This window comes from Actinocrispum wychmicini (assembly GCF_004345645.1).
GTDB lineage: Bacteria > Actinomycetota > Actinomycetes > Mycobacteriales > Pseudonocardiaceae > Kibdelosporangium > Kibdelosporangium wychmicini.
On record NZ_SLWS01000001.1, the window covers coordinates 336176 to 361271 of the forward strand.

Consider the following 25096-nt stretch of genomic DNA (forward strand, 5'->3'; position numbering starts at 1 on the left):
CGGCCTACCTGAGCAGGCGCGACATCCGGCGGTCGGCCAGCGGCTTGCCACCGGTCTGGCACGTCGGGCAGTACTGGAACGCCTTCTCGGCGAACGAGACCTCCCGGACCGTGTCGCCGCACACCGGGCACGGCATCCCCGTACGGCCGTGCACCCGCAGGCCAGAGCGTTTCTCGCCCTTGAGCCGCGCGGCGGCCTGACCGACCGAGCGCGAAACAGCGTCGGTCAGTACCGACTGCATGGCCGCGTGCAACGCGTCCAAAGCGGGGTCGGCGAGCTTCCCCGCGGTCGCGTACGGCGAGAGTTTCGCGGTGTGCAGGATCTCGTCGGAGTACGCGTTGCCGACGCCGGAGATCAGCCGTTGATCCGTGAGGGCGTTCTTCAGCCGCTCGGTCCGGCCGGCGAGCAGGTCGGCGAGGGCGTCCCGGGTGAGCGACAGGGCGTCCGGCCCCAGCGACACGATCTGGGGAATCTGCCGCACGTCCGACACGATCCAGACCGCCAGGCCTTTCTTCGTGCCTGCCTCGGTCAGGTCGAACCCAGGCCCCTCCCCGGGCGGGCCGAGATGAACCCGCAGGGCCAACGGCCCCTTCCCCGGCTTCGGCGGCGTCGCGCCCATCGTGTCCGCCCACCGCAGCCAGCCGGCTCGGGCCAGGTGCACGACCAGATGCAGGCCGTCGCAGTCCATGTCCAGGTACTTGCCGTACCGGCCGGCACCGGTCACGGTCCGACCGTGCAACTCCGTCCACGGCGGACTGGCGGTCTTCAGGACCTGCAGCGACGCCACATCGACCCGCGCCACCGTGCGGCCCACGGCGTACTCGCGCAGGTGGTGGGCGAGCGCCTCGACTTCAGGTAGTTCTGGCACACGGACAGTCTCACCCGGGCCGGGTCGTGTGTCACTCCACGGGATGCAGCGGGCCGTCGAAGCCCGGCATGTCCTCCGTCTGGATGTTCTTCGCGACCTTGGCGATCTCCGTGCGCACGTTGAACATGCCGCGGACGGTGCCGACCCACTTCTCGATCGGGGCCTCCGGCGTGCCGTCCCCCGTCTCGGCGACGAGCTTCCATGGCCGCCGCAGCGCCCAGCGGGCCGGGAAGAACAGGAAGAGCAGCAGCAGCGCGAGCACGACCCACGCCGGCACGCTGACGTCATGCGGGGTCCAGATGACGAGCACAGCCGACAGCGCGACGAGCAGCGTGAGCATGACGATTCCGGGGCCGTAACCGGCGCTGACGTCGTGCTCGAAGTCGTCCATCGTGACCGGCTTGCGCCCCCACTCAAGGTCTCCGCGAACGGTCCACATCCGGCCGTTCACACTACGAACCAGGCGCGTCATGGTGGCCTCCTTCACGACACGTCTGAGTAGCGGGCTGGGCACACATCCCGTTAAAGGTACCGCGCGGCAGCTAGGCCCTGCGGGTGAAAGTGGATCGCGTCACGAGGTCACTCAGCGCTTCGGCGGTTTCGTGACCGTCGTCGACGGCTTCGTGCTGGTCGAACCGCTCGTGGTGGTCGGCTCGTTCACCGCCGGTTCCTCGGACGCCGGTGTCTTGTCAGTCGACGAGGGCGGCGTGCTGTCGGTGTCCGGCGGGTGCGGCGGAGCCGGCGGAGGCAGCGGACCCACGCACGGCGTGTCCTGGACCGTCGGGCCGCCGCCCTCGTTCACGGTCGGACCGCCGGTCGGCGGCGGCGCGCTGAACCCCCGGACGGAGTCCTGCCGACTGGGAATCTCGCTCCCGGCGAACGCGACCGCCACCTCCTGCTGCGACGACGGCGGTTCGGCCTCCGGTAGTGGCGCGTTCGGCCCGCCGGCGTCCGTCAACTCGGCGGCCTGCCTCGGTTCGTCCTTCGCGCCGTTCTCGCCCGCTCGCAGGACCCGGCCAGTGGCCGGCATGGACGTGCTGAGCGATCCCGTGACCGGCAGCGGACGGGTCAGGCTGCTGCCGCTGATCACCAGCTCACCTCTGCCGCTGAAGTCCAGGGCGGCCGGCGACGACCCGCCCGACGAACCGGACACCACGCCGAAAACGCCCACGGCCAGCACGGACGAGGCGGCGATGGTGAGCTTCGCACCGGCACCGGACAGCAGGCCCTTGACCATCGTCAGGACCCCGGTCTTGTTGGCCGCGAGCAGGCCCCCGGCCAGGATCGGCGCGGCCATCACTCCGGCGTACGAGCGCAACCCCGCGCACACGTCGACCAGCTCGTCGTGCGTCGACTGACACGACGAACAAGTGACCAGGTGCGCACGTACCCGGCGGCGCTCGGCGCCCTTGATGGTTCCGGCGGTGTAGGCGCCGAGTTTCTCCAGGATCGCCCGGCACGCGGTCGAACCCTGGTGGGTGGACAGGTGCGCCTGCAGGTAAGCGGCACGCAGCCCACGTCGGGCGCGACGGGCCAACGCGGCCGTCGCGTTCGGGGACAGGCCGAAGTTCGTGGCGACCACCGCCGGCCGCTCGCCCTCGACCTCGACTTTCCACAGCACGCTGCGCCAGCGCTCAGGCAGGCTGGAGAACGCCCGTGCGATCAGGTTGCGCTCATGCGCCTGCCCTGTGGTGTCCGGGTTCTGCCCGGCCCGGTGCGACAACACCTCGTCGGAAACCGGCACATCCCGGCGCCGCTCACGCCACTCCCACGCCACCCGCCGGGTGACGATCAGAAGGTAGGAACGCACGTTGTCATTCGGCCCGGAGCCGCGGCGAATGGCCTGCAACACCCGGAAGAAGGCTTCGGCCGTCAGGTCCTCGGCATCCGCGCGATCGGCCGACAAGCTACGGGCCAACCGGCGGACCGCGTCCGCGTGCCGCGAGAACAGCTCACCGAAGGCGGCGTCCTCGCCGGCCCTCAGGACGGCCAGGAGTTCACGGTCCTGGAGCGATTCCTCGCCAGTGTTGAGGGCTGGGTTGCCCGTGGCGGTCATCCGGCTAGGTACCTCCCCTCCGGATACACGCGAACCTTGAACAACATGCCACATCCGGGCGTCGCCCAGTGTGGGTAGTGTGAAGACTCTTGGTGACATCCGACCAACGACGTGAGCCGAAAGACCGTCCCGACTACGCCTTATGTCGTACTTGATCGCTCCCGCTTACGCCAAATGCCAGCCACCCGCACGGGTGATGGCGAACCCCCTACGAAACCCACTGGCGTCGTCGGATAGACTTCACGTCAACGTTGAAAGACGTCAACGCGGATGTAGCGCAGCTGGTAGCGCATCACCTTGCCAAGGTGAGGGTCGCGGGTTCGAGTCCCGTCATCCGCTCGCTCGGGGGAGTCATGTCCACGGAAAGCGTGGACCGGCTCGCTCGCCATAATATTGGGGGGCGACCCCCCAAACCCCCCGACTCACAGATCCTCTTCGCGCTGGGCCCACCTCAGCTTGCCCCCAAGGGGGCCTCTTATCGCTGTGACCACTCCGGCTTGGCCCTTTGCAGGTGACCCCTTCGCTGCCGCCCTCTCCAATGGGCCTTCTTGTCGCTGTGACCACTCCGGCTTGCCCTCCGCAGGTGGCCTTGCCCTTGCTTTGCCACCCCAGCTCGCCCTCCCCAAGTGCCTCCTATCGCCGTACCCACCCCGGCTTGTCCCTCGGCAGGTGGCCCTTCCCTTGCTTTGCCCGCCCGGCTTGCTCCCACGCCGGGTGGGCCTTCTGCGGCTTGCCCCTCCCCGGATGGACTCTTTCCCTTTTCTCTTGTCGATGTTTCCCCTGTTTTTGGTTGTCTACTGTGGGTAGATTTCGGGTTTTGCTTGACCCAAACGGGTTAAGCCAATAGAAGTATCGTGTGCTCGACCAACGAGGCGCTTCGTTACGGCTGGCCGTCGGAGCGTTCCTGGGAGCCGCCGTGGTCGCGTTGTTCGGCGTCGGCGTCAGCAGCCGACGGCCGGCTCAGCACCAGCCCATCGGGTTGGAACACGTGTCCTCGGACGATTCGTCCAGGTCATCCGCACCGGCCTACCCGGCTCAGCCGAGCTCGGCCGCGAGCAGCGTGGCCGAGCCGCCGAAGTCATCGTCATCCTCCTCGTCCGCTTCAAGCAAGTCGTCGTCGAGCTCGTCCAGTGCCGCGCAGTCCTCGTCGTCCGTCGAGGTGACCAAGACCACATCGAGTTCGACCCCGACCAGGACGTCGACCTCGTCCACCACCAGCTCGACCCGGTGCACATCGTTGCTCTGCTAGAGAACGACAATTCGCGGCGCCGTAGGATCCCCTCAGCCGCTTGGGGGCGAAAAAGGAGCATCTGTGGCGCTGGACGAGCTCAAGAACACCTGGGAAAGCCTGGGCACCGTCGACCCGTTCTGGGCCGTGGTCAGCGATCCGTCTCGTCGAGACGGGCGCTGGGACGTCGCCGAGTTCATGGCGACCGGCAAGGAGACGGTCGCGCGGGTGGTCGAGACGCTGGCCGGCTTCGAGGTGTCACTGGGCGAGCGCGTGCTCGATTTCGGATGCGGCGTCGGCAGGCTCAGCAACGCACTCGCCGAGTACGCGGACTCGGTGGTCGGAGTCGACATCGCGGCCTCCATGATCGACCGGGCCAAAGACCTCAGCCGGTTTCCGGACAAGATCGAGTTCGTCCGGTACGACGGACAGACCCTGCCGTTCGAGACCGGGTCGTTCGACGGCGCACTGAGCCTGCTGGTCCTGCAACACGGGCGACCCGAGGTGCAGTTGCGATGTCTGCTGGAGCTCCAGCGGGTCGTGCGGCCAGGTGGCGTTCTGCTGGTGCAGATCCCGAGCCGGCCGCTGCTTCAACGTCTCCTGCCTGCCGAGACCTACCGGATGCGGTTGGCCGCGCCGCACGCGCCACAGCGTCTGACACCCGGCGAGCAAGCGACTTTCACCGTGGGCGTGACCAACGTCAGCAACGTCCGTTGGCAGGCAGCCGCCGTGTTCCAACTGGGCAACCACTGGTTGGCCGACGGCGTTCAGCTTGTCAGGGACGACGGTCGTGCACTGCTGAAGACAGACGTCGAGCCAGGTGCTTCCATCGAGCTGCCGATCACGGTCACCGCACCCGAGTCTCCCGGCCGCTACGAACTCGAGCTCGATTTCGTACACGAGCTTGTGACCTGGTGGAAGGACACGGGCGCGGAGACCTTGCGGATCCCGGTGACCGTGGCCGGGACCGCGCAGCCGGCGCAAGCCCGGCCGGTCGAGCCGACCACCGAGATCCCCACCGAGCCCATCCCCCAGCCGGAAGCGCCCAGCGAGCATCCTGGTGACGCGATCGAGATGCACGGCCTGCACATCGACTTTCTGCGCCAGCTGTTCGAGTACTGCGGCACAGAGGTACTCGCGGCGATCGAGGACGGTTCCGCGGGCGAGGAGTGGGAGAACTACAGCTACGTCCTACGACGTCGATAGGAGTGAAGGGGGTTCGTGATGGCCTGGCAGGACGACCTGAGCCGGCTCGACGAGGAGTTGTCGGCGGGACGCATCCACAGCGACGAGTACCGCAGACGCAGGGATGAACTCCTCGCTGCGGCGTCCAGCAACCCCGCGGTCACCCGGGCTCGACGCCAGCCGTCCGTTGTCCCCGGCCCGACGTCGGACGACGCCGACGTGACCCAGCAGGTCGAGATGCCCGACCCCCGGCAACAGCCCAACGCCTGGGTGGCGGTGCCCGCGCAGCCCGTGATCGAGCAGCCGCCGATCAACTCGCTGGTCCCGAAGTCCGCGCCGATGCACGGAGCCGAAGTGTTCGGGCTGACGAACTTCGGTCCCGCCAGACGACGGACCTGGCCGCGGTTCGTCATCGCGATCGTCGTGTTGGCGTTGATCGGCGCGGGTATCTGGCTGTTCGTGCTGCGCAAGGACGGGCCAGCTGACAGCGCCCCGCCGGCCGCCCCGCAGTTCACCCTGGACCGGCTGCCGAACCCCACGGACTCGCCGCTGTCGACGTCCGGTGTGCTGACCGTCGACCAGGCCCAGATCTACAACCTGATCAAGCCGGACGAGGCCCAGTACCTGCTCGCCGGCGGGACCCAGAAGATCTTCTACCGCCAGGTCGTCTCCGGGACCATGTCCACTCAGATCTTCTACTTCATGGTGGCACCAGGCGGTTCCGGGACGCCGCTCGCGAAACGGATCGTCGACCGTGGCACCAAGCTCGGGATGGCGACCGTGCCGGGGTTGCCAGCCGGCGTGACCGGCCTGAAGTCGCTCGCGGCCAACGCCGGGATCTTCGAGGCCGCCTATCCGACGGACCAGGGCGCGGTGCGGATCGTCATCGGCCAGACCGGCGAGCCGGCCGAGAAGACGCTGACCGACAAGCTGAAGCAGACGGTGACGGCGGTCAGTTCGTCACTGCCGTACCGGTGACCGGCGCGCACGAAGCCACCGTTCGGCCGGCATCTCGACGTAGCGATGCAGGATTTCGGCCGTGCCGGCGACTGTGACCAGCACAAGCAGCACGGCGGCGTCCGGGCCGATGAGCGGCGAGACGTGATCCATGATCACGAAGACGCACGACAAGTGGATGAGGTAGATCGCGTAGGTCCGCCGTGACCAGTTCCGGATGACAGTGGACCGCGCGACGCGTCCCTTGGCCTTGATCATCACCGCGGTGAGGAGCAGCACGATCACAACGGTCCGAACGTTGGCGTAGCCCGCGTTGGTGACTTCCGCGGCTCGGTCCATCCAGAAGAACAGCGCCAGCTGCACCGCGCCGACGGCCAGCGCGCCCGGGATTCGAACACGTCCGGTATGGACAAGCGAAATCAGCTGACCGAGGCACAGTACGGGCATGTAGGCGCAGATCTTGAGCAACTCCTGCACTACCGGGTTCCTGCTGCCCGTGGCGGCCAGCACCACCGTGAAACACACCCCGGCGGCGATGAGCGGTGGGAGCCATGGTTTTCGGCGGAGCAACGGAATGGAAGCCGCGACGTAGCAGTAGAAACCGATCTGGACGACAAGGGTCCAGGTGACACCGATCATCGCGTGCAGGGGTGTGACGAAGTAGTTCGCGAGCACGAGCCCGCGAGCCAGATCGTCGATCCCCAGCCGGTCCGGCATGGGCTCCTGGGCGACCTGCTGGCCCAGGTTGATCAGGATCCAGGCGATGAGGGTGACCACCCACAACAGCGGAGCGATCCTGGTGACCCGCCGCCACAAGAACTGCCCTGGATTCTCCCGTTCCGTCACGTAGGTCACCACAACCCCGCTGACGACCAGGAACGTCGCGATCCCCAGGAACGAGAACCGGTCATTGAACTGGAACGTGTCGACGACGTTGCGTTGCACCCAGTCGGTGAGCCACCAGTTCCTGTCCTTGATCACGAACCACTCATGGATGTGCGTGTAGAGCACCAGGCACGAGGCGAGGACCCGGACCACGTCCAACCCGTGGAGATAACCCGTGCGACTGCCGACCCGCGTTGCCTCACTCATGGGCCATACACCCTCTCCGCCAACCGGTATCCGCCTTCGGCGGCGAATCCGACGAGCCCAAGCGCGACCACGAGGGCGACCACCAAAGGCAGCCTGCTCAGCAGGTCGAGTGCGACGTAACCCACCACCGCGACGGAAGCGAACAGCCAGCCGGCCCTGGTCGACAACCATCGCACCACCGGGAACCGGATGCCGCGGCCACGCAGGAGCAGCGTCAGCAGCACGGCATACACCACAGTCAACGCGTGCCACCAGCCGCTCAGCTCCTGATAGAGATGCTCGGCCACCGCGGGCAGGCCCACACAGAGCACACCAAGGGCCAGAGCGCGTAATGTGCCGAGCCGGATCAGCTGACCGATCAGCAGCGCCGGCAGATACTCAGCGACCAGGCCAAGGTGGTGCAGGAGAGCGTCAGCGCCGGGTGCGGCACCCGCGAACACCAGCAGGTACGCGACTTCCAACTGCAGCACGACGGAGAGCCACGGCCAGCGCCTGGTCAACGTCCAGATCACCACGAACAACAGCACGGCCGCGACTGGTCGAACCAACTCGACCAGTGGATGCGCACCGAGTGCCATGGCCACCGCACCGAGCGCGACGCCGGCCGCGAGCGGCGGGCCAAGGCGCCGAACCAGCGTCGGGGTGGCGATCATGCCGCCGGTGACAAGCAACAACGTGACGCCAAGGAAGCCGAAGTCCTCCCCGATGCCGAGCGGCTTGTTCACCCATTCCCGGATGACGATCGACAAGTCCGGCGAGTACCCGTGCCGAGCCGGCCACAACCCCGCGAGAATGCCGTATCCGACCAGACAGATCCCGAGGGCGGCCACAGCGTCCGGCCGGGTGCCCCGGGTGTTCTCCAGTACGGTGACTCGCTGGTCAGCCATTGGCGGGCAGCACTTCGAGCTGACGGTTCAGCAACGGTCCGAACCCGTTGGCCACATCCTGGCCGGCTCGGCCCACCAGTTCCATGCGAACCAGCAAGTCGTTGTGCTGGTAGTGAATCCTGACCAACGGCCGGCTGTTCGGGTCGCCGAGCCATTCGAGAACGAGCGGGCCGTTCGGCACGAACCCCCGGGAGATCTGTAATTCGTTCAGGACCTGTGCGGCGGTCTTCGCCGCGCCCCGGTCTTTGACCTGGGTCACCAGGACGATCGCCCGGCCGGCGGGTATGTCGTCGTTCACCGAGACCCTCGCCGGTCCGGCTTGGGCGTCGCGGAAGACGGCGATCTCGTCCGACTCGAGAAAACCCAGTTTCTGCACGTCGGAGAAGTCGCGAACGAACCCGTAGTCGTCTTCGACGCCGCCGAGGTCGGCGATTGCCAGGCCGCTGCCCGGCCGGCGACCTGTCTCCCCGACGGGGACGACATCGCCGGAACTGGCCGATGGGAACCGGTTGCCCCACACCAACCACGCCGTTGCCGCGAGCACGACAACAATGAGCACGGCTAACGCGCTTCGGATCCGATCCCCAGTCGTGGTCTTCCCCCCTCGGTACTACAACGGCCTGAGCCAGATCGTGACGAACCCAGTTTCCGCCGCGCGCGCCTGGTCCACCAGTGCCTTGTCCGGGTACGGCGTTGGGTCCGGTCCATCGTCACGCAGCAGGACAGGCCGGTATCCCAGTTCCCGATAGCCGGCGAGCACCACCAACGGGTCGTCACCGAGATCCTCGATGTGTCCCGGCGCGAACTCGCAGACCACATGCGGGTGGTCCCGGTCGATCACCGCGGTGAGCCCGGCTATCGCCCGATGGTCCCGACCCTGCAGATCGATCTTGATCAACCCGACTGTCCGCTCCGCGATCTGCGGAACACCGTCGAGTCGCACCGCACGAACGGCCGTACCGCCGCCACGGTCCGACGAGTCGACCCGATAGTCGCCGCTGTTGCCGGACTCGTGTTGGTTCAGGTGGACCCCGGTGTCGCTGTCCCACGCGGCCAGCTGAAGCACGGCGACCTTCGCGGCGATCTCGGCCGGCAGGTTCACCTTGACGTTGCGGGAAAGCAGGGCCGCAGTGGCCGCGTTGGCCTCGACCGCCACCACGCCGGTGAGCTTCTCGCCGGCGGCCATCACCCGCAACGTGTGGTAGCCGACGTGCGCCCCGATGTCAACGAACAGGCCGCCGGTGGCGAGCTCGGCCAGCAGGTCGGCTTCGGCGGGCTCCCAGGTGCGGTGGTGCGCGAGCCAGGGCAGGAAGACGTCATCGACCGGCACGAGCAGCGCACCGACATCGCACAGGACGACCTCTGTGCCCGGCGGAACGGGTGCGTGCAGCATGGATAGGGCGTGCCGTAACGCTCTGACGTCACGCAGTGCGGCGTGGTCGCTCTCGGCACGGCCGTCCCGCTCGACGAACATCTCGAATGTCTTCTTGTCGTTCTCGCCGATCCGCACGGCCATTTCGTCCAACCGCCGCCCGGCGACGTCGTGTACCCGGTCGAGATCGGTCCGCACCGCCGCGATGTCGTTCTCGTGCGCGAGATGGCTGCCGGTGACCTGCGCACGCAACTCGTCCACCGATCGAGCGGTGACATCCGCGACGGAGTTCGTGGCCCGCACCGCGGACTCCGTGGCCGTCACGGCCGAGTCGAGCGCGCCGAGTCGCCGCTCGACCTGCTCGATCCGGCGGAGCAACTGGCTGAGGCTGCCTTCCACGCCGTCGGTGACCGCGCCCAGCACCTTTCGTTGATGGACGTCGTAATGATCGATCACTCGCAGCACGGCCTTGCGCAGCGCCGGCGCCAGCGGCATCCGCGACGAGCTCGTGGTCTCCGGCCGCCAGTGCAGTGCCTCGCGGGACCTCTGCAACGGCTCCAGCGGTTCGACGACGTCCTGAGTGGATCGGCCCGAGGTCCTGGTCTGGTAGGCGGCTGTCAACTGCGTCCTCGTCCAGTCCGCCGCGGCCGCGATCGACCGCGTGGCAAGGATGTGTTCGCGGGCCTTGCGGCCACGCCGGCCAGCTTCCTCGGAATCGTCGGCGACCACGCGCATGGCGGCGGCGGCTTCGTCGAGATCGGGATCGGCCCACACACTGTCGGCGGAGTAGGGCGGACGTCCGTGGCCGACTTCGACCAGGTGATACCCGACCGGCCAGCCGGTGGTGTGGTCGAGGAATTCGGTGGTGCTCGAGTATCCGGTCGCGATCACGGGCATGCCGCGAGCCATCGCGTCGGCGACGGTGAGACCGAAGCCCTCGCTGCGGTGCAGCGAGACATAGCAGTGGCTGCTGGCGTACAGGTCGTCCAGCTCTGCGGCGGTCAGGTAGTCCTCGATCAGCTCGATCCGCGGGTCCGGTCCGGCGGCGGCCCGCAGCCGTTCCGCCGAGTGCGTGTGCTTGTCCGCGTTGATCGACTTGATCACGAGGCGGACGTCGTCCCGGTCGCCGAAGGCACGGCGGAACGCCTCCACCACGCCCCAGGGGTTCTTCCGCTCGGCGACACTGTTGTAGTCGAACGCGAACAGGAAGCGCACCGGCTCGCCCGGCGCGCGAACGGGTACCGGCCGGTGCGGATCCCGGACCGGGACCGGGAATACCTTGACCGGGATCGGGCTGTGCCTGGCGATGGCCGCCCGGCAGAACTCGCTGACCACCCAGACCTCGTCCAGCAGGCCGAAGGCCGGATGCAGCCACCCGGGGAAGTCCTCCAGCTCCCACGCCCACAGACCGATCCGGTAGCGGTGATGTCCGGCCTGGGCGTGCCGTTGCAGGATCACCTCGGTCTGGTCGGCGTTCACGCACAGCACGGTGATCGGGAACCGAGGCCGGCCTGCCGTGTCCCGGCCGGTCGCGTTCGTCCGGTTATGGACCAACCGGTCCTCCACCACGGACGCCACCGGGACACCTGCCTCGACGATCGCGTCATGGACGTTCCGGCCCTGCTCGCCGACGCCGAGTTCGGCGGTGAGGTAGCCGACCACGTTCACGCCGAACTCGTCATCCGGCTCGGCGAGAGGTTCGGGTTCGGCTGTCAGCGCCCAGGCGGGGACCTCTCCTTCGGCGCGGCCGGAAGTCCGCAACCACTCGCGAAACGCGGCCGCATCGCGCCCATGTGGCTGGGGGAACACCTCGCGCAGGTCGGCGCGCCTGTTCCAGACGGCCTCGGTGAGGCGGGTCAGACCGGACGTGGCCGGCTCGTCATCAGGCGGCTCGGACAGCCAGGCACGCAGCGCGGCACCGCCGTCCTTGCTGAAGGCGTGCGGTGGGAAAGGCCCGTTCTCGCGCTCGGCCGACACCCACGCGGCACCAAACATTCGGCGCACCGCCATGCTTATGGGGGTGCCGTCCGCCATCTTCGCGTAGCCGTACGGAATCGCGTCCAGGCTCTCGGCGTACCCGGCGGAGCGCAGGTCCTTTCCGTAGTCCGCACACAGTTCGCGGATCACCGGATGCTCGGAGAGCAGCACGCGCGGCTTGTTCGGCGCGTGCTGGCTGAGAATCCACGGCTTCTCCGGCCGGTAACCGCTGAAGTGGAAGAACCGCAACGGCTTCCCGCCCGCGGTGAGCGAACCATCCTCCTCGCGACGGACCGGACGCTCGTGCGCGTTCCAGTACGCGACATTGAAACCAGGGTCACGCAGGACGTGATGAGGGAAGTGCGCCGGCACGAGATCGACCCAGCGCTGGTCGGTGAACAGCTGCCGCTCCGGCGCGGCGATCGCGTCGTGCCGCAGCCGCTCGACCCAGAAGTCCAGGAACGGCTCGCTGCCCGGCCCGGTGGCGAGAAACCCCAGGTTGAACACGCCGGACCCCATGATGGCGGCTTCGCTCGGGTCCATGCCGTCGCGCGGTATCGGCTGGCAGCAGTGCGGCGTGAGCACGATCGGGTGCGCCATGGCCAGCTCGACCAGTTCGGGCATGGGCGCGTAGACGACAATGTCCGGGTCGAGGTAGATCACCACGTCCGACTCGGCCCGCAATGTCCTGACAACGGAGGGCTTCACCGCGGTGGCCAGCTCCGTGACGGAGTACGCCGTGGCCATCCGCAGGAACTCGTCCGGATCGATGCCGAGGCTCGCCCGTCCCACCACCTCGTAACCATCCCGGCGAACAGGCTCGTCCGCGTCGGAGTCGATCACGGCGATCCGGAACCGGTGGTCTGGATGGTGGTGGCGATAGGACTTCGCCAGGACCGTGGCGGCGGGCAGGTAGTTCCGCGCCACCACGGTGAAGGCAGTTGGGCACCGGCGGTCAGCCATCGGCCGGGAACACCTTCAGCTGCGCCTCGATCACGTCCTGCAGGACCGACATCAGCCGGCTCGCGTCGGCGGACTTCACCTCGACCCGGACGATCAGGTCCTTGCTGGCGAAGTGCGCCCTGGCCACGTCACTGACCTGGGTGCCCTTCACGTTCGACGGCAGGCCGGACAGTTGGGTGGCCTTGTAGCCCAGCTGGATCTCCACCAGCTTCGCGGCGGTCGACTGAGCCTGTGCGGCCGAGCCGGCTTTGACCACGAGGACGACGACGCGGCCGGTGTTGCCGGGGAGCTGGCTGATCATCATGCCGGACTCACCGGCCTGGGCGGCCTGGTAGGCGGCGATCTCCTCCGGGGTCAGGTAGTCGATCTTGGCCACGGTGCCGAACTCCTTGACCTTCTGGTCCACCTGCTGGCCAGGAAGGTCCGCGATGTTCATCGCGTTGGGGATCTTCGGCGGTGTGGTCTTCGTCGTCGACGGCGGGGCGGCCGAGGTCTGCGGGGAACCCCCGGAGCCGTTGGAGGTGCCCCAGATCAGGTACGCCCCCACCCCGATGCCGACCAGCAGCACCACGGCGACCACGATGGCGATGACCTTGCCCCGGGAGCCACTGCGGCCCTCGAAGACCTCAGGTCCCTGCTTGACCCACGGCTCGTTCGCGCCCCACGGCGGCGCCGCCGGCAACTCCGGCCCGTTCCATGGCGACGACGAGAACCCCTCATTGCCGGACTGCCACGCCCCCTGCGGCTGCTGCGGGAACTGCTGCTGGGGGAACCCGCCGGGTGGCGACTGGGGTTGGCCGACACTGGGCACGACCTGGGTGCGGTCGGACTCGTTGCCGCCGACCGGGCGCGGCTGCTGGTAGGACGGCTGCGGAGTCCAGTTCTGCGGCACGGCCTGGGTTCGGTCACTGTCCGAAGGCAGACCTGTCGGCCCCATCGGTCGGGGCTGCGGCGGCGGGCCGATCGGTTCGATCAGCTGGGTACTCTCCACACCCGATGACTCTCCGGAACCGGGGGGCGTGGGTCCAGGACCCGGTTCGGCCGGCCTCGCCGGATTCGCCGCCGCGGCCAACAGGGCGTCGCGGCCCCTGCGGTAGTCGTCGGCCGAGATCAGGCCGGACGCGAGCTTCTCGTCCAGCTGGCGAAGCTCATCCTGCCAGGTCAACCCCGCACCCCCTCGTCATGGCACGATCTGTGCGTCTTGGCATACCCAGCAATTCTGTCTCACGGGTTCCACGCGCGAACACCGGCTGTCGAATCGTGACCGGAACCGTCACCGACGAGGGTGGGCCGCCAGCTGCGCGCCGATCCGATCGATTACTCCGGGTGACAGAATGGGGTTGTTACCGGAGACCAACGTCCGTTCGACACCTTCCAGGACCACCACGTCCTGTTCGGCGAGCAGATCGCCGGTCTGCCGCGGGTCCCGCTGCGCCGTGTCGACGTGGATCACGGTCGTGTTGGCGAAGCCAGCCGCCAGGAACGGCAGCACGGGCTGGGTGAACGAGTCGGCAAGGACGGCCACTTTGGGGTCGACCACCCCGACCCCGGGCGACCGGACCAGCCGCAGCGGGGTGGCGAAGGCGGAGTTGACGTCGTGGCCGGCCGTGAACTGGCCGTCCGGGGCCAGCTCCAGGGTGCGGACGGTGAGCTGGCCGGTCCGGCCGATCAGCGGCGGGATGTCACCCTCCCGGGTGACCTCCCGTCCGGGTGCGACCTGCCAGGTGTCGGTGACGCCGGGCTGGATCTGCTCGGCGAGCACCTTGGCCATCACCAGCGCGCCGTCGAACGTCCAGTGCGAGTCGGTCTTGGTGTACAGCGGCTCGGTCGCCGCCGTGGCCAGCAGGCCGGGCCGCAGGTCGATCGCGCCGGCCTCGCGCATCATCCGCAGCCAGAACTCCTGGCCGGCCTTGGCCGCGCAGGACTTGCCTACGTAGTTGTCCGGCAGGTGGTCCGGCACCATCGTGGTCTTGTTCGGGGGCACCACCAGCAGGAACTTGCGGCCGGACGCCTCGACGACCGCCCGCAGCTTGCGCAGCGCGGCGACCACCTGGGGCAGCGGCTGGTCCGGCACACACCGACCGGCGACGTCGTTGCCGAGGTAGTACCAGCCGTCGCTGCCCTCGATCACCTTCGGGTAGCCGGCCTGCACCTTCTGCCGGTCGATGTTCGGGTCGGTCGCCTGCGGCAGGCTGGCCACCGGGCCGCTCTGGTCCTGCCGCTCACCCAGCTTCGGCGCCTCGCCGAAGACACCGCGGCTGATCGCGTCCTCCAGCGCGATGGCCTGGGCCCGCAGCGGCAGCTGGTCGATCGCCCACGGCTCGAACGACGTGAAGAACTGCCAGCCGGCGCTCAGTGCCGGGAACCCGACCAGCTTGCGGTTCTCGATCGCCTCCGGCCGGATGCCGATCACCAGCAGCAGCATCGGGACGCAGAAGAACACGATCGCGCAGATCAGCGAACTGCGCTGGTGGCGGCCGTGCCGGGGGCGGTAGAGGGAATGCTCGCGGGGCAGCCAGGCCTCGTGGACCGGCGGCAGGCTCTGCCGCGCGATCTCCGTCGTGTGCACATCTCCCTCCCGCCTCAAGATAACCGATCAGCGACCGTCGATCGCCCGAATGAGGGAACATCAACGCGCGCCGCCGCCGTGTTACCCACGTCACATACTCAACCGGCGCACGCTCGCGGACGTCCTAGTGGTGTCAACGAAGCACCGGAGGCGGGCAATGTGGATCACCCTCGTGGCGCTGGCGGCCGTGGCGTTCCTCGGCCGGCTGGCCTTCGTCACGGCGAAACGCGCCCCGCTGCGGATCACCGTTCCCTGGGCCGGACAAGGCCGGACTCGTAGGCGAGCACGACGAGCTGGGCGCGATCCCGAGCCCGCAGCTTGGTCATCACCCGGCTGACGTGCGTCCGGGCGGTCGCCGGGCTGATCACCAGGTGGTCGGCGATCTCCTCGTTGGACAGGCCGCCCGCGACCAGGGCGAGCACCTCCCGTTCCCGATCGGTCACCTCACGCAGCACGCCACTGTCGACCCGCCGCTGTTCCGGCCGGGACACGAAGTCCTCGATCATCCGCCTGGTCACGGTCGGCGCCAGCAGCGCCTCGCCGGACGCGACCACCCGCAGGGCGTGCAGCAGTTCGACCGGCTCGGTGTCCTTCAGCAGGAACCCGCTCGCGCCGCCGCGCAGCGCCTCGTAGACGTACTCGTCCACGTCGAACGTGGTGAGGACGAGCACCTTCACGTCCGTCGCCTCGGTGATCTGGCGGGTCGCGGCCAGGCCGTCGGTGCCGGGCATCCGGACGTCCATCACCACGATGTCCGGCTTGGTGGCGACGGCCAACCGGACCGCCTCGGCGCCGTCGGCGGCCTCACCGACCACCTCGAACCCGTCCTCGTTCTCCAGCAGCATCCGGAACCCGGCGCGGACCAGCGCCTGGTCGTCCGCGAGCACCACCCTGATCACGACTCACCCCGCACTGGAAGCACCGCCCGTACCTCGAATCCCCGCGCCGCCACCGGCCCGGCCGACAACGTCCCGCCCAGTGCCTCGGCGCGCTCACGCATGCCGCGCAGCCCGTTTCCGACGTTGACCGAAGGCGCGGCGCCGTTGTCGGTCACCACCAGCTCCAGCGCGCTGTCCGGGCGGGCGAACTCGATCACGATCCGGTCCGCGTCCCGGGCGTGCCTGATCGCGTTCGTCATGGACTCCTGCACGATCCGGTACGCCGTGAAGCTGACGTGCGTGGGCAGGTCGCCCGGCTCACCCCGTCGCTCGACCGCGAAGCCGGCCGCGGTGGCCGAGTCCACCAACTCGGGCAGCCGGTCCAGCCCCGGCACCGGCGACCGGTCACCGGACCGCACCACTCCCAGCGTCGCCCGCAGGTCCGCCAACGCCACCCGACTGGCCTCCTTGATCGCCAACAACGCCTCTTTGGCCTGGTCCGGCCGTTTGTCCGCGATGTGCGCGCCCACCCCGGCCTGCACGTTGATCATGGCCAGGCTGTGCGCGACCACGTCATGCACCTCCCTGGCCAGGTGCAGCCGCTCCTTCTCAGCGACCCGCTGCGCGTGCTCGACGGACCGTTCCCGGCGGGCCCGCACCGCCGCGCCGATCGCGGTCCCCGCGGTGATCCCGAGCAGGATCACCACCGTGGACCCGTCGAACCGCCACGCGATCAACTGGCCGACCACCAGGATCGACACGCCGATGACGCTCGCGACCAACGGGCCACGCAGGTACGAGGCGGTCATCAAGGCGATCATCGGCAACACAGGCAGTGGTCCAGGCGGAAACGGCGAGAACAGGAAGTACCCGACTGTCGACGCGAGCGTGATCCCGAAGACCGTGAGCGGGAAGCGGGTGCGGACCACCAGCGGCAGCGCGGTCGCCCCGATCCACAGGCCGCCGTCGACCCCCAGCGGATTCTTCTGCCAGTGACCGGCGACCGCCGTGACAGCGACCACGACCGTACCCGCCAGCACCGCGATCACGGTGCTGGCCAGCCACGACGTCCGCCACATGCGCACAGCGCGACGCTACGGCACCAGCGCCCAGACCGCGTCCGTTCCACAACGTATGTGCGGTCAGCGCCCGACGGCGTATCCCTGCATGCCACGGGGGTTGGCGGCGGCGCGCAACAGTCCGTCGGCGGGGTCTCTGGACACGGCCGACATCCGGCCGAGGGTCCACGGGCCGGCGTCGGTGACGAGGTGGCCCCGGTCGCGCAGGTCGTCGATGGTCGCGGTGCCGACGCGGGACTCGACGATCAGTTCGCCGGGCTGCCAGTAGCGCGGGAAGAACGAGCTGGGGAACGCGCCGGAGTGCCAGTTCGGGGCGTCGATCGCGGCCTGCGTGTTCAGTCCGCCGACCGTGTGGGCCAGCCAGAAACACAGCTGCCACTGGTCCTGTTGGTCGCCGCCGGGGGTGCCGAACGCCATTCGGGGCACGCCGTCGCGCAGCGCCATCGAGGGGCTCAGCGTGATTCTCGGCCGTTTGCCTGGCTTCAGCGCGCTCGCGAAATCGGGTTCCAGGGTGAACATCTGGCCACGGGTGCCCAGGCAGAAGCCGAGGGACGGGATCGTCGGGGACGACTGGAGCCAGCCGCCGGACGGGGTCGCGGAGATCATGTTGCCGGCGGCGTCGACCACGTCAAGGTGCACGGTGTCGCCCCGGACCACGCCGCTGTTGCCGATCGTGGGTTCGCCGATCGCGCCGCTGGTCTCGGTGGCCGGGACGAAGTACGGCACGGCGAACGCGGGCAGCCGCGGCGGCCGGCCGGCCGGTGATCCCGGGCGCAGCTCGAACGAGGCCTGGTCGGTCACCAGCGACCGGCGGTTGGCCACGTACTGGCCGGACAGCAGCACGTCCAGCGGAACGTCCGCGGAGTCGCCGTACCACGCCTCCCGGTCGGCGAACGCCAACTTCGCGCACTCGGTGGCGATGTGGATGGTCTCGGCGGTGGCCACACCATCCACATAGGATAGACGGTCGGCGAAGCCGGCCAGCAGGAGCAGTTGCTGCGCCAGCACCGGACCCTGGGTCCACGCACCGCACTTCACCAGCGTCCAGTCACCGAGGGACACGGTCAGCGCGTCCTCGAAGGTCGCCGACCACCCGGCCATGTCCTGACCGGTCAGCAGGCCGGCGTGGTCGCGGCCGGAGTCGTCCCGGACCGCCCGCCGCGCGAACGAGTCCACCGCCTCGGCGACGAAACCCTGCGACCAGGCCCGGCGACCGGCCTCGATCTGCGCCTCCCGATCGGCGCCGGCGCTCTCCGCCTCGGCCAGCAGCCGCTCCCACGTGTCGGCCAGAACCGGGTTGCGGAACCGGGTCCCCTCGGCCGGTGGGCGGCCGTCCGGCAGCCACAGCGCGGCCGAGGTCGGCCAGTGTTCGGTGAACAGGTCGGCCACCGCGTCGATGGTGACCGGGATCCGGGGCACCACCGGGAATCCGTCACGGGCGTAGGAAATGGCGCGGGCGAGCACATCCCGCAGCGTCTTGGTGCCGTAGTCCCGCAACAGGATCAGCCACGCGTCCCACGCGCCCGGCACGGTCGCGGCGAGCAACCCGCTGCCGGGCACCAGTTCCAGGCCCAGATCGTGGTAGTGGTCGATCGTGGCGGCGGCGGGCGCGACTCCCTGGCCGCACAGGACCCGCGGCTCTGACTCACCGGCGGCCTGGAACACCGCGGGCACCTCACCGCCGGGACCGTTGAGGTGCGGCTCCACCACCTGGAGCACGAAACCGGCGGTCACGGCGGCGTCGAACGCGTTGCCGCCGTCCTCCAGCATCGCCATCCCCGCCGTGGACGCCAACCAGTGCGTGGAGGCCACCATTCCGAACGTGCCGGCCAGCTCAGGGCGGGTTGTGAACACATGCTAACTAGTAACAGGACGACCCATGCCACGCCAAGTAAGTCCGGCCCGCGTCAACGGGTCGCCGTCGAGCAGGTTGCGGGTGTCCAGCACGGTGAACCCGTCCATCAGCTCGGCCACCCTGGTCCAGTCGAGCGTCCGGAACTCGGGCCACTCGGTGAGCACGATCACCACGACCGCGCCCTTCACCGCCTCGTACGGGTCGTCCACCAGCCGGATCCCCGACAGTTCGCCGCTGATCGCGGGGTCGTGCGCGGTCACCTCGGCGCCTTCGGCCACCAGCGCGTCCGCGATCCGGACCGCAGGCGAGTCCCGCAGGTCGTTCGTGCCGGCCTTGAACGCCAGGCCCAGCAGACCGATCCGGGCGCCGCGGATCGTCCCGTCACACGCCTGCCTGACCCGGTCAAGCACATCCGCCTGCTGACGGGCGTTCTGCTCGATCGCCGAACGCAGCAACGGGAACTCCAACCCGACGGACTCGGCCACATGCACCAGCGCGTTGGCGTCCTTGGGCAGGCACGAGCCACCCCAACCCGGCCCCGGCTTGAGGAAGGACCGGCCGATGCGCGGGTCGTACCCCATGCCCTCGGTCACCGCCACCACGTCGGCGCCGACCCGGTCACAAAGCTGCGCGATCGCGTTGACGTACGACAGTTTCACCGCGAGGAAGCAGTTCGCCGCGTACTTGACCATCTCCGCGCTGGCCGCGTCCAGGATCAACGTCGGTGCCTGCAACGGTTCGTACAGCGCGCCCACCCGCCGGGCGGCCGGGCGGTCCGACGAGCCGACGACGATCCGGTCCGGGTGCAGGAAGTCGTCGACCGCGCTGCCCTCGCGCAGGAACTCGGGATTGGCGACGATCGGAGCGTTCACCATTCGCGACAGCCGGTCCGCGGTACCGACCGGGACAGTCGACTTGGTCGCCACCGCACAGTCCTCCGGCAGCAGGTCGCCCACCTCACGCAACACGGACTCGACAGCTCTCAGGTCAGCGGAGCCGTCCGCGCCCATCGGCGTGGGCACGCACAGAAACAACACCTCGGTGTCCGTGTGGATCGCAGCGGGCGCGCCGACGACGAACTCCAACCGTCCGGCGTCCAGACCGCGCCGGACGAGTTCGGCCAGGCCCGGCTCCAGGATGTCCACCTGGCCGGCTCGCAACCGGGAAACCTTGCCCGCGTCGATGTCGGCGCACACGACGTGGTGCCCGATCGCCGCGAGGCAGGCACCTGTCGTGAGGCCGACGTAGCCGGTGCCGACCACCGCGATCTTTCGCTGCACCCGAACCACCCCATCGTCGACGTGTCCCATGACCGACGGTCGCAGCCGGAGTTGACCGACGCGCTAACAGCGGTTGGCAGGCTCGAATACTCCATGCGACGGACGCCACTAGGTCCGGCGGCGGTGCCCACATAGGGTGTGCCGGTGGAGCACCGACATCTCGGCGAGTCCGGCTTGGTGGTCAGTGTTGTCGGACTCGGCTGCAACAACCTCGGCAGGCCCGGAACACCCGCGGAGTCCTTGGCCGGCTCCCGGGCCGTCGTGACCGCGGCGTTGGACGCGGGTATCACCTTCTTCGACGTCGCGGACGTCTACGGCGCCCCACGCGGCCGCAGTGAGGAACTCCTCGGCCAGGCGTTGTCCGGTCGCCGCGACCACGCCGTCATCGCGACCAAGTTCGGCGTGGACATGCAGGGGACGAATGGCCCCGACTTCGGCGCCCGCGGTTCACGACGGTACGTCCGGCGCGCGGTCGAGTCCTCCTTACGCCGCCTCGGCACGGACTGGATCGACCTCTACCAACTGCACCGCGCTGACGTGCGCACACCCATCGTGGAAACCCTGGGCGTGCTGTCGGAACTGATCAGCGAAGGCAAGATCCGGTACGCGGGTGTGTGCAACCTCGCCGGCTGGCAGATCGCGGACGCGGCCTGGACCGCCCAGACCGAGCGCGTCACCAAACCGATCGCCGCGCAGAACCACTACTCCCTGCTCGAACGCGAAGCCGAACGGGACGTCAACCCCGCGGCCCGCCGCTTCGGCCTCGGCGTACTGCCGTACTTCCCGCTGGCCAACGGCCTGCTCACCGGCAAGTACCAGCGCGACAACAAGCCGCCTTCGACCTCCCGGCTGGCCACCCGCCGCAAACTGCTCACCGACGCCCCCTGGGACCGCATCGAACGACTGCGGACGTTCGCGGACGAACGCGGCATCGGCATGACGACCCTGGCCATCTCGTGGCTGACCACCCAGCCCCCGGTGTCCTCGGTGATCGCCGGCGCGACCCATCCCGACCAGGTCGTGGAGAACGCGGCCGCGGTCAAGTGGCGGCCATCCCCCGAAGAGCTGACCCTGATCGACGAGATCTGCCCTCCGGGTCGCCGCTAAGGGATGGTGTCAGACCTGAGTGGTAGCCGTCGGTGAGCTGGGCCGTCCCTCGGATGTAGGCCAGGACCGCTCTCCCGGCCGACGCGGTTTTGCCTGTTCAGGTCGCACAGTGGAGACATGCTGGACGTGCTGGGGATCTTGGCGTTGTTCGTCGGGTTGGCGCTGCTCGCCGCCATCCCGTTGGTGGTCGTCCTGCAGGTGGCCGACCGGCGGCGGTCCGTTAACGAGGTCACACCGCGCGACGGACCCTGAGCGAGTTGGCTAGCCTCTCCTGGAGTTGAGCCATCGGCCCAAAGGAGAGCAGGCATGCAGGTCAGCGGTATCTCGGCGGTGGTCACGGGTGGAGCGTCGGGCCTCGGCGGCGCGACCGTCAAAGCACTGGCCGCCGCGGGCGCCAGTGTGTACGCGCTGGACCTGCCGGGCGCCGTGGAGAAAGCACCTTCGCTTGACGGCGTGACATACGTTCCCACTGACGTCACCAATCCGGACCAGGTCCAGGCCGCCATTGACACAGCGAGCGCGGACGCGCCGCTGCGGGTGGCTGTGAACTGCGCGGGGGTCGGCACCGCCGGCCGGATCCTGTCCAAGAAAGGCCCGCACGACCTGGACGGGTACCGCAAGGTCATCGAGGTCAACCTGATCGGCACGTTCAACGTCCTGCGCCTGGCCGCCGAGGCCATCGCCAAGACCGCCGAGGTCGACGACCACGGCCAGCGTGGCGTCGTGATCAACACCGCGTCCATCGCCGCGTTCGACGGCCAGGTCGGGCAGGCCGCGTACGCCTCCTCCAAAGGCGGTGTGGTCGGGCTGACCCTGCCGGCCGCGCGTGACCTCGCCCAGTTCGGCATCCGCGTGGTCACCATCGCGCCCGGCATCATCGACACCCCGATGCTCGCCGGCGTCAGTGACGAGTTCCGCGCGGCTCTTTCCGCCGGCGTGCCGTTCCCGCAGCGCCTGGGCCTGCCGGCGGAGTACGCCAAGCTGGCCCTGTCCATCATCGACCAGGACTACCTGAACGGCGAGGTCATCCGGTTGGACGGCGCCCTCAGGATGGCCCCGCGCTGAGCTTCCCGGTCAGCCACTCGTGGAAGGCGGCGATGTGGTGCTCGCTGGGCACCAGGACGCCGCCTTTCGCGTACACGCGGGACGACATCGACGGCTGGCAGCGTTCGCAGGCGTCGAAGTCCTGCTGGTTGACGCGGTGGAACAGTTCGACCGACCGAGCCACGTCCCGCCCGCTGGCCACGACGTCCTTGGTGTAGAGCCAGTCGCAGACCACGACTGTCCGGGACGCGGACACCGGGTACATGCGGTGGAAGATCACGTGGTCGGGCACGAGGTTGATGAACACCTGGGGGTTGACCGTGATCGCGTAGTACTTGCGGTCCTGCTCCTCGCCCACGCTGCCGATCCGGTCGAGCCCTTCGCTGCCGTCGACCGTGAAGCCTTGCGCGTCGGGGGCGAAGTCGGCGCCGTGGCCGACGTAGTACTGCGCCGCGTAGCCGTCCGCGAACTCAGGCAGGACCTCGGTCAGCTCGGGGTGGATGGTCGCGCAGTGGTAGCACTCCATGAAGTTCTCGATGATCAGCTTCCAGTTGGCCCGCACGTCGTAGCCGATCCGGCGGCCGACGGACAGCTGGTCCACTTCCCAGTGCGTGATCATCTCGGCGGAGCCGAGCCGGGCGGTGGCCGCGCCCACCACGGTGTCCTCAAAGGACGGTGGGGGGTCGGCGAGGCAGACCCAGGCGTAGCCGAGCCATTCCCGCAGGTGCACGCCGACCAGGCCCCACTCGGTGCGGTCGATGTCCGGCATCTTGGTCAGGTTCGGTGCGGCGACGAGCTTGCCGTCCAGGCCATAGGTCCATGCGTGATAAGGGCATTGCAGCGACCGCTTGGCCTCGCCGGCGGTGTCCACGCACAGCTTGGCGCCCCGGTGGCGGCACACGTTCAGGAAAGCGCGTAAGACCCCGTCCCGGCCGCGGACCAGGATCACGCTTTCCCGGCCGACGTCGACGGTCTCGAACTTGCCAGGCGTGTCCAGGTCGTCGACGCGGGCGACCGCGAACCACATCGACTCGAAGACCCGCTCCTGTTCCAGGGCGAAGACCGTCGGGTCGGTGTAGTAGTGGCCGGGCAGGGTGGCGAGCAGGCTCGGCGGCAGGCTGCCCGCCGACGTGCTCTTCCCAGCGGAGGCGGCATCGCTGATGGTCAACTCAGAACCCCTTCGGTCAGACTGGTCAACTCCCGCCGCCACCGACCGAAGAGCCTCGGCTCGTCCTTGGCGAGTACGGCGACGGGCCGCGAGCCACGGCGATAGACGGCGACGAACGACGACCAGGTCGACCCTTCGACGACCTCCACCTGGTCACCGTCGCGGCGGTGGCCGGCGAACTGCAACCGGGAACCGTACTGGTCGGACCAGAAGTACGGCACCGCGAACCGGGCGGCGTGCACGCTCGTCCGGCCCATCAACGTGGCGGCCGCGATCCTGGGCTGCTGCAACGCGTTCGTCCAGTGCTCCAAGCGGATCACGTCCTGTGCGTGCTCGTTGAAGGAGGACGCACAGTCCCCGACAGCGACAACGGACGGGATGTTGGTCGTGCACCGGGCATCCGTGACGACACCGCCGTTGATCGCCAATCCGGACCCGGCGAGCCACTCGACGTTCGGAACCGCGCCTATGCCGGCTACCACGATGTCCGCACGCAACACACGCCCGTCCGCCAGCCGCACACCGCTGTCCATAAGGCTTTCCACGGCAACGCCGGTGATCAGCTCGACGCCGTTGGACGCGTGCAGCGAGGCGCAGACCTGACCCATTTCCACGCCGAGCGGCCCGGCCATCGGTGCCGGCAACGCCTCCACGACGGTGACGTGCAGCCCGACTTTCCGAGCCGTGGACGCCACTTCCGCGCCGATGAACCCGGCGCCGATCACCACCACCGAGCCACCCTTGGCGAACGCCGCCTTCAACTCGACGGCGTCATCGAGGGTCCTCAGAGTGAAGACGTTCTTCAAGTGGGACAACGTCCTCGCCCGCGCGCCCGTCGCCAGCACGACGGCGTCCGTACGAATCCGTTCGCCCGTGTCGAGCACGACCGCACGGTCACTTGTGTCCAGCTGGGTGGCCCTGTGCCCAAGCCGCCAGTCGATGTCGAGCAGGTTGTCGTCGGCCGTGGTCAGCTGGATGTTCTCGGCCGACGTGGTGCCGTCCAAAAAGTCCTTGGACAACGGCGGTCGGTCGTAGGGTGGTTCGTCGCCGACCAGAATGATCCGTCCGACGAACTCCTGCGCGCGCAAGGCTCTCGCCGCGGACAGCCCAGCGAGTGACGCGCCGACGATGGTGACGGTACGCATCACGCCGCCACAGCTACGACGACGTACACCTGTCCGTCCTGCACCACGATGTCGTGCGTGCGTACCGCGACCTTCGCCGGTGGGCCTGTCGGTTTGCCCGTGCGCAGGTCGAAGCATGAGGCGTGCAACGGGCACTCGACCGTGCAGCCGTCGAGCCAGCCGTCGGCGAGGGACGCGTCCTGGTGGGTGCACGTGTCGTCGATCGCGAACAGTTCGCCGTCGACGTTGAACACCGCGATCGGGTGACCGCCGTTCTCGACCCGCACGGCCGTGCCGTCGGCGATCTCCCCCTCGGCGCAGACCAGGATCATCTTGCCTCCGTTGTGTGATACACAACAAGCCGTGCGATAAGCAACAGAGTGACCGCTGCTGGTCGACGCGTCAAG

Annotated in this window: 22 protein-coding genes and 1 tRNA gene; 6 read left to right on the forward strand and 17 right to left on the reverse strand. The window is 68.7% G+C overall.

Annotated features, from left to right (window positions below; all coding sequences use genetic code 11):
* Nucleotides 1-4: 4 nt before the first annotated feature.
* The 3 genes from EV192_RS01700 to EV192_RS01710 form a co-directional block, all read right to left on the reverse strand.
* On the reverse strand, nt 5-868 hold the full coding sequence (locus EV192_RS01700) for an Fpg/Nei family DNA glycosylase (RefSeq protein ID WP_132110408.1): 864 nt from the start codon (nt 866-868) through the stop codon (nt 5-7).
* 31 nt (nt 869-899) lie between these two features.
* Nucleotides 900-1340: a DUF983 domain-containing protein gene (locus tag EV192_RS01705; protein WP_132110410.1), complete on the reverse strand. Its 441-nt coding sequence runs from the start codon at nt 1338-1340 to the stop codon at nt 900-902.
* A 111-nt stretch (nt 1341-1451) separates the two neighbouring features.
* Entirely contained in the window at nt 1452-2924 is a 1473-nt protein-coding gene (locus EV192_RS01710; protein ID WP_132110412.1) for a sigma-70 family RNA polymerase sigma factor, read from the reverse strand.
* A 266-nt stretch (nt 2925-3190) separates the two neighbouring features.
* Here EV192_RS01710 and EV192_RS01715 point away from each other — a divergent pair.
* A tRNA-Gly gene (locus EV192_RS01715) sits at nt 3191-3263 on the forward strand.
* 696 nt (nt 3264-3959) lie between these two features.
* On the opposite strand, the gene EV192_RS01720 is transcribed toward EV192_RS01715, so the two are convergent.
* A complete protein-coding gene (locus tag EV192_RS01720; RefSeq protein WP_132110414.1) occupies nt 3960-4157 on the reverse strand; it encodes a hypothetical protein in 198 nt (65 codons plus the stop codon).
* A 79-nt stretch (nt 4158-4236) separates the two neighbouring features.
* Here EV192_RS01720 and EV192_RS01725 point away from each other — a divergent pair, with 79 nt between their 5' ends.
* Together EV192_RS01725 and EV192_RS01730 are read left to right on the forward strand one after the other, a co-directional pair.
* Nucleotides 4237-5358, forward strand: a complete 1122-nt coding sequence (locus EV192_RS01725) for a class I SAM-dependent methyltransferase (RefSeq protein WP_132110416.1) — start codon at nt 4237-4239, stop codon at nt 5356-5358.
* A gap of 18 nt (nt 5359-5376) precedes the next feature.
* On the forward strand, nt 5377-6315 hold the full coding sequence (locus tag EV192_RS01730) for a hypothetical protein (RefSeq protein WP_132110418.1): 939 nt from the start codon (nt 5377-5379) through the stop codon (nt 6313-6315).
* Here EV192_RS01730 and EV192_RS01735 read toward each other — a convergent pair.
* From EV192_RS01735 to EV192_RS01775, 10 genes are all read right to left on the reverse strand, one after another.
* Nucleotides 6298-7386, reverse strand: a complete 1089-nt coding sequence (locus tag EV192_RS01735; RefSeq protein WP_165960165.1) for an acyltransferase family protein — start codon at nt 7384-7386, stop codon at nt 6298-6300. The two genes, EV192_RS01730 and EV192_RS01735, sit on opposite strands and share 18 nt — an antisense overlap.
* Nucleotides 7383-8273: a hypothetical protein gene (locus EV192_RS53565; protein ID WP_165960166.1), complete on the reverse strand. Its 891-nt coding sequence runs from the start codon at nt 8271-8273 to the stop codon at nt 7383-7385. The genes EV192_RS01735 and EV192_RS53565 overlap by 4 nt, the downstream gene beginning before the upstream one ends.
* Nucleotides 8266-8832: a hypothetical protein gene (locus EV192_RS01740; protein ID WP_132110422.1), complete on the reverse strand. Its 567-nt coding sequence runs from the start codon at nt 8830-8832 to the stop codon at nt 8266-8268. The genes EV192_RS53565 and EV192_RS01740 overlap by 8 nt, the downstream gene beginning before the upstream one ends.
* Before the next feature lie 51 nt (nt 8833-8883).
* Nucleotides 8884-12585, reverse strand: a complete 3702-nt coding sequence (locus EV192_RS01745; protein ID WP_132110424.1) for an FkbM family methyltransferase — start codon at nt 12583-12585, stop codon at nt 8884-8886.
* Nucleotides 12578-13750 carry a hypothetical protein gene (locus EV192_RS01750; protein ID WP_132110426.1) on the reverse strand — a complete coding sequence of 391 codons (1173 nt, stop codon included), beginning with the start codon at nt 13748-13750 and terminating at the stop codon, nt 12578-12580. The genes EV192_RS01745 and EV192_RS01750 overlap by 8 nt, the downstream gene beginning before the upstream one ends.
* Nucleotides 13751-13858: 108 nt before the next feature.
* Nucleotides 13859-15154, reverse strand: a complete 1296-nt coding sequence (locus EV192_RS01755; RefSeq protein ID WP_132110428.1) for an alginate O-acetyltransferase AlgX-related protein — start codon at nt 15152-15154, stop codon at nt 13859-13861.
* Nucleotides 15155-15396: 242 nt separating this feature from the next.
* A complete protein-coding gene (locus tag EV192_RS01760) occupies nt 15397-16053 on the reverse strand; it encodes a response regulator transcription factor (RefSeq protein WP_132110430.1) in 657 nt (218 codons plus the stop codon).
* On the reverse strand, nt 16050-17111 hold the full coding sequence (locus EV192_RS01765; protein ID WP_132112836.1) for a sensor histidine kinase: 1062 nt from the start codon (nt 17109-17111) through the stop codon (nt 16050-16052). The genes EV192_RS01760 and EV192_RS01765 overlap by 4 nt, the downstream gene beginning before the upstream one ends.
* A 63-nt stretch (nt 17112-17174) precedes the next feature.
* A complete protein-coding gene (locus EV192_RS01770) occupies nt 17175-18965 on the reverse strand; it encodes a gamma-glutamyltransferase family protein (RefSeq protein ID WP_132110432.1) in 1791 nt (596 codons plus the stop codon).
* 3 nt (nt 18966-18968) lie between these two features.
* Nucleotides 18969-20246 carry a UDP-glucose dehydrogenase family protein gene (locus tag EV192_RS01775; protein WP_424923328.1) on the reverse strand — a complete coding sequence of 426 codons (1278 nt, stop codon included), beginning with the start codon at nt 20244-20246 and terminating at the stop codon, nt 18969-18971.
* A gap of 144 nt (nt 20247-20390) precedes the next feature.
* On the opposite strand from EV192_RS01775, the gene EV192_RS01780 reads away from it, so the two are divergent.
* The 3 genes from EV192_RS01780 (at nt 20391) to EV192_RS01785 (ending at nt 22418) form a co-directional block, all read left to right on the forward strand.
* Entirely contained in the window at nt 20391-21353 is a 963-nt protein-coding gene (locus tag EV192_RS01780; RefSeq protein WP_132110436.1) for an aldo/keto reductase, read from the forward strand.
* A gap of 117 nt (nt 21354-21470) precedes the next feature.
* The gene (locus EV192_RS56720; protein WP_279492643.1) at nt 21471-21605 is read left to right on the forward strand and encodes a hypothetical protein; all 135 of its coding nucleotides are present in this window, start codon (nt 21471-21473) and stop codon (nt 21603-21605) included.
* Between the two features lie 54 nt (nt 21606-21659).
* Complete coding sequence (locus tag EV192_RS01785; RefSeq protein WP_132110438.1) at nt 21660-22418, forward strand: SDR family NAD(P)-dependent oxidoreductase; 759 nt, start codon at nt 21660-21662, stop codon at nt 22416-22418.
* On the opposite strand, the gene EV192_RS01790 is transcribed toward EV192_RS01785, so the two are convergent.
* The 3 genes from EV192_RS01790 to EV192_RS01800 are packed head-to-tail and all read right to left on the reverse strand — an operon-like array spanning nt 22399 to nt 25021.
* On the reverse strand, nt 22399-23559 hold the full coding sequence (locus tag EV192_RS01790; protein WP_132112838.1) for an aromatic ring-hydroxylating oxygenase subunit alpha: 1161 nt from the start codon (nt 23557-23559) through the stop codon (nt 22399-22401). The two genes, EV192_RS01785 and EV192_RS01790, sit on opposite strands and share 20 nt — an antisense overlap.
* Nucleotides 23560-23561: 2 nt before the next feature.
* The gene (locus tag EV192_RS01795; RefSeq protein WP_132110440.1) at nt 23562-24710 is read right to left on the reverse strand and encodes an NAD(P)/FAD-dependent oxidoreductase; all 1149 of its coding nucleotides are present in this window, start codon (nt 24708-24710) and stop codon (nt 23562-23564) included.
* The gene (locus EV192_RS01800) at nt 24710-25021 is read right to left on the reverse strand and encodes a bifunctional 3-phenylpropionate/cinnamic acid dioxygenase ferredoxin subunit (protein ID WP_132110442.1); all 312 of its coding nucleotides are present in this window, start codon (nt 25019-25021) and stop codon (nt 24710-24712) included. Before EV192_RS01800 ends, EV192_RS01795 begins: the two co-directional genes overlap by 1 nt.
* Nucleotides 25022-25096 lie beyond the last annotated feature (75 nt).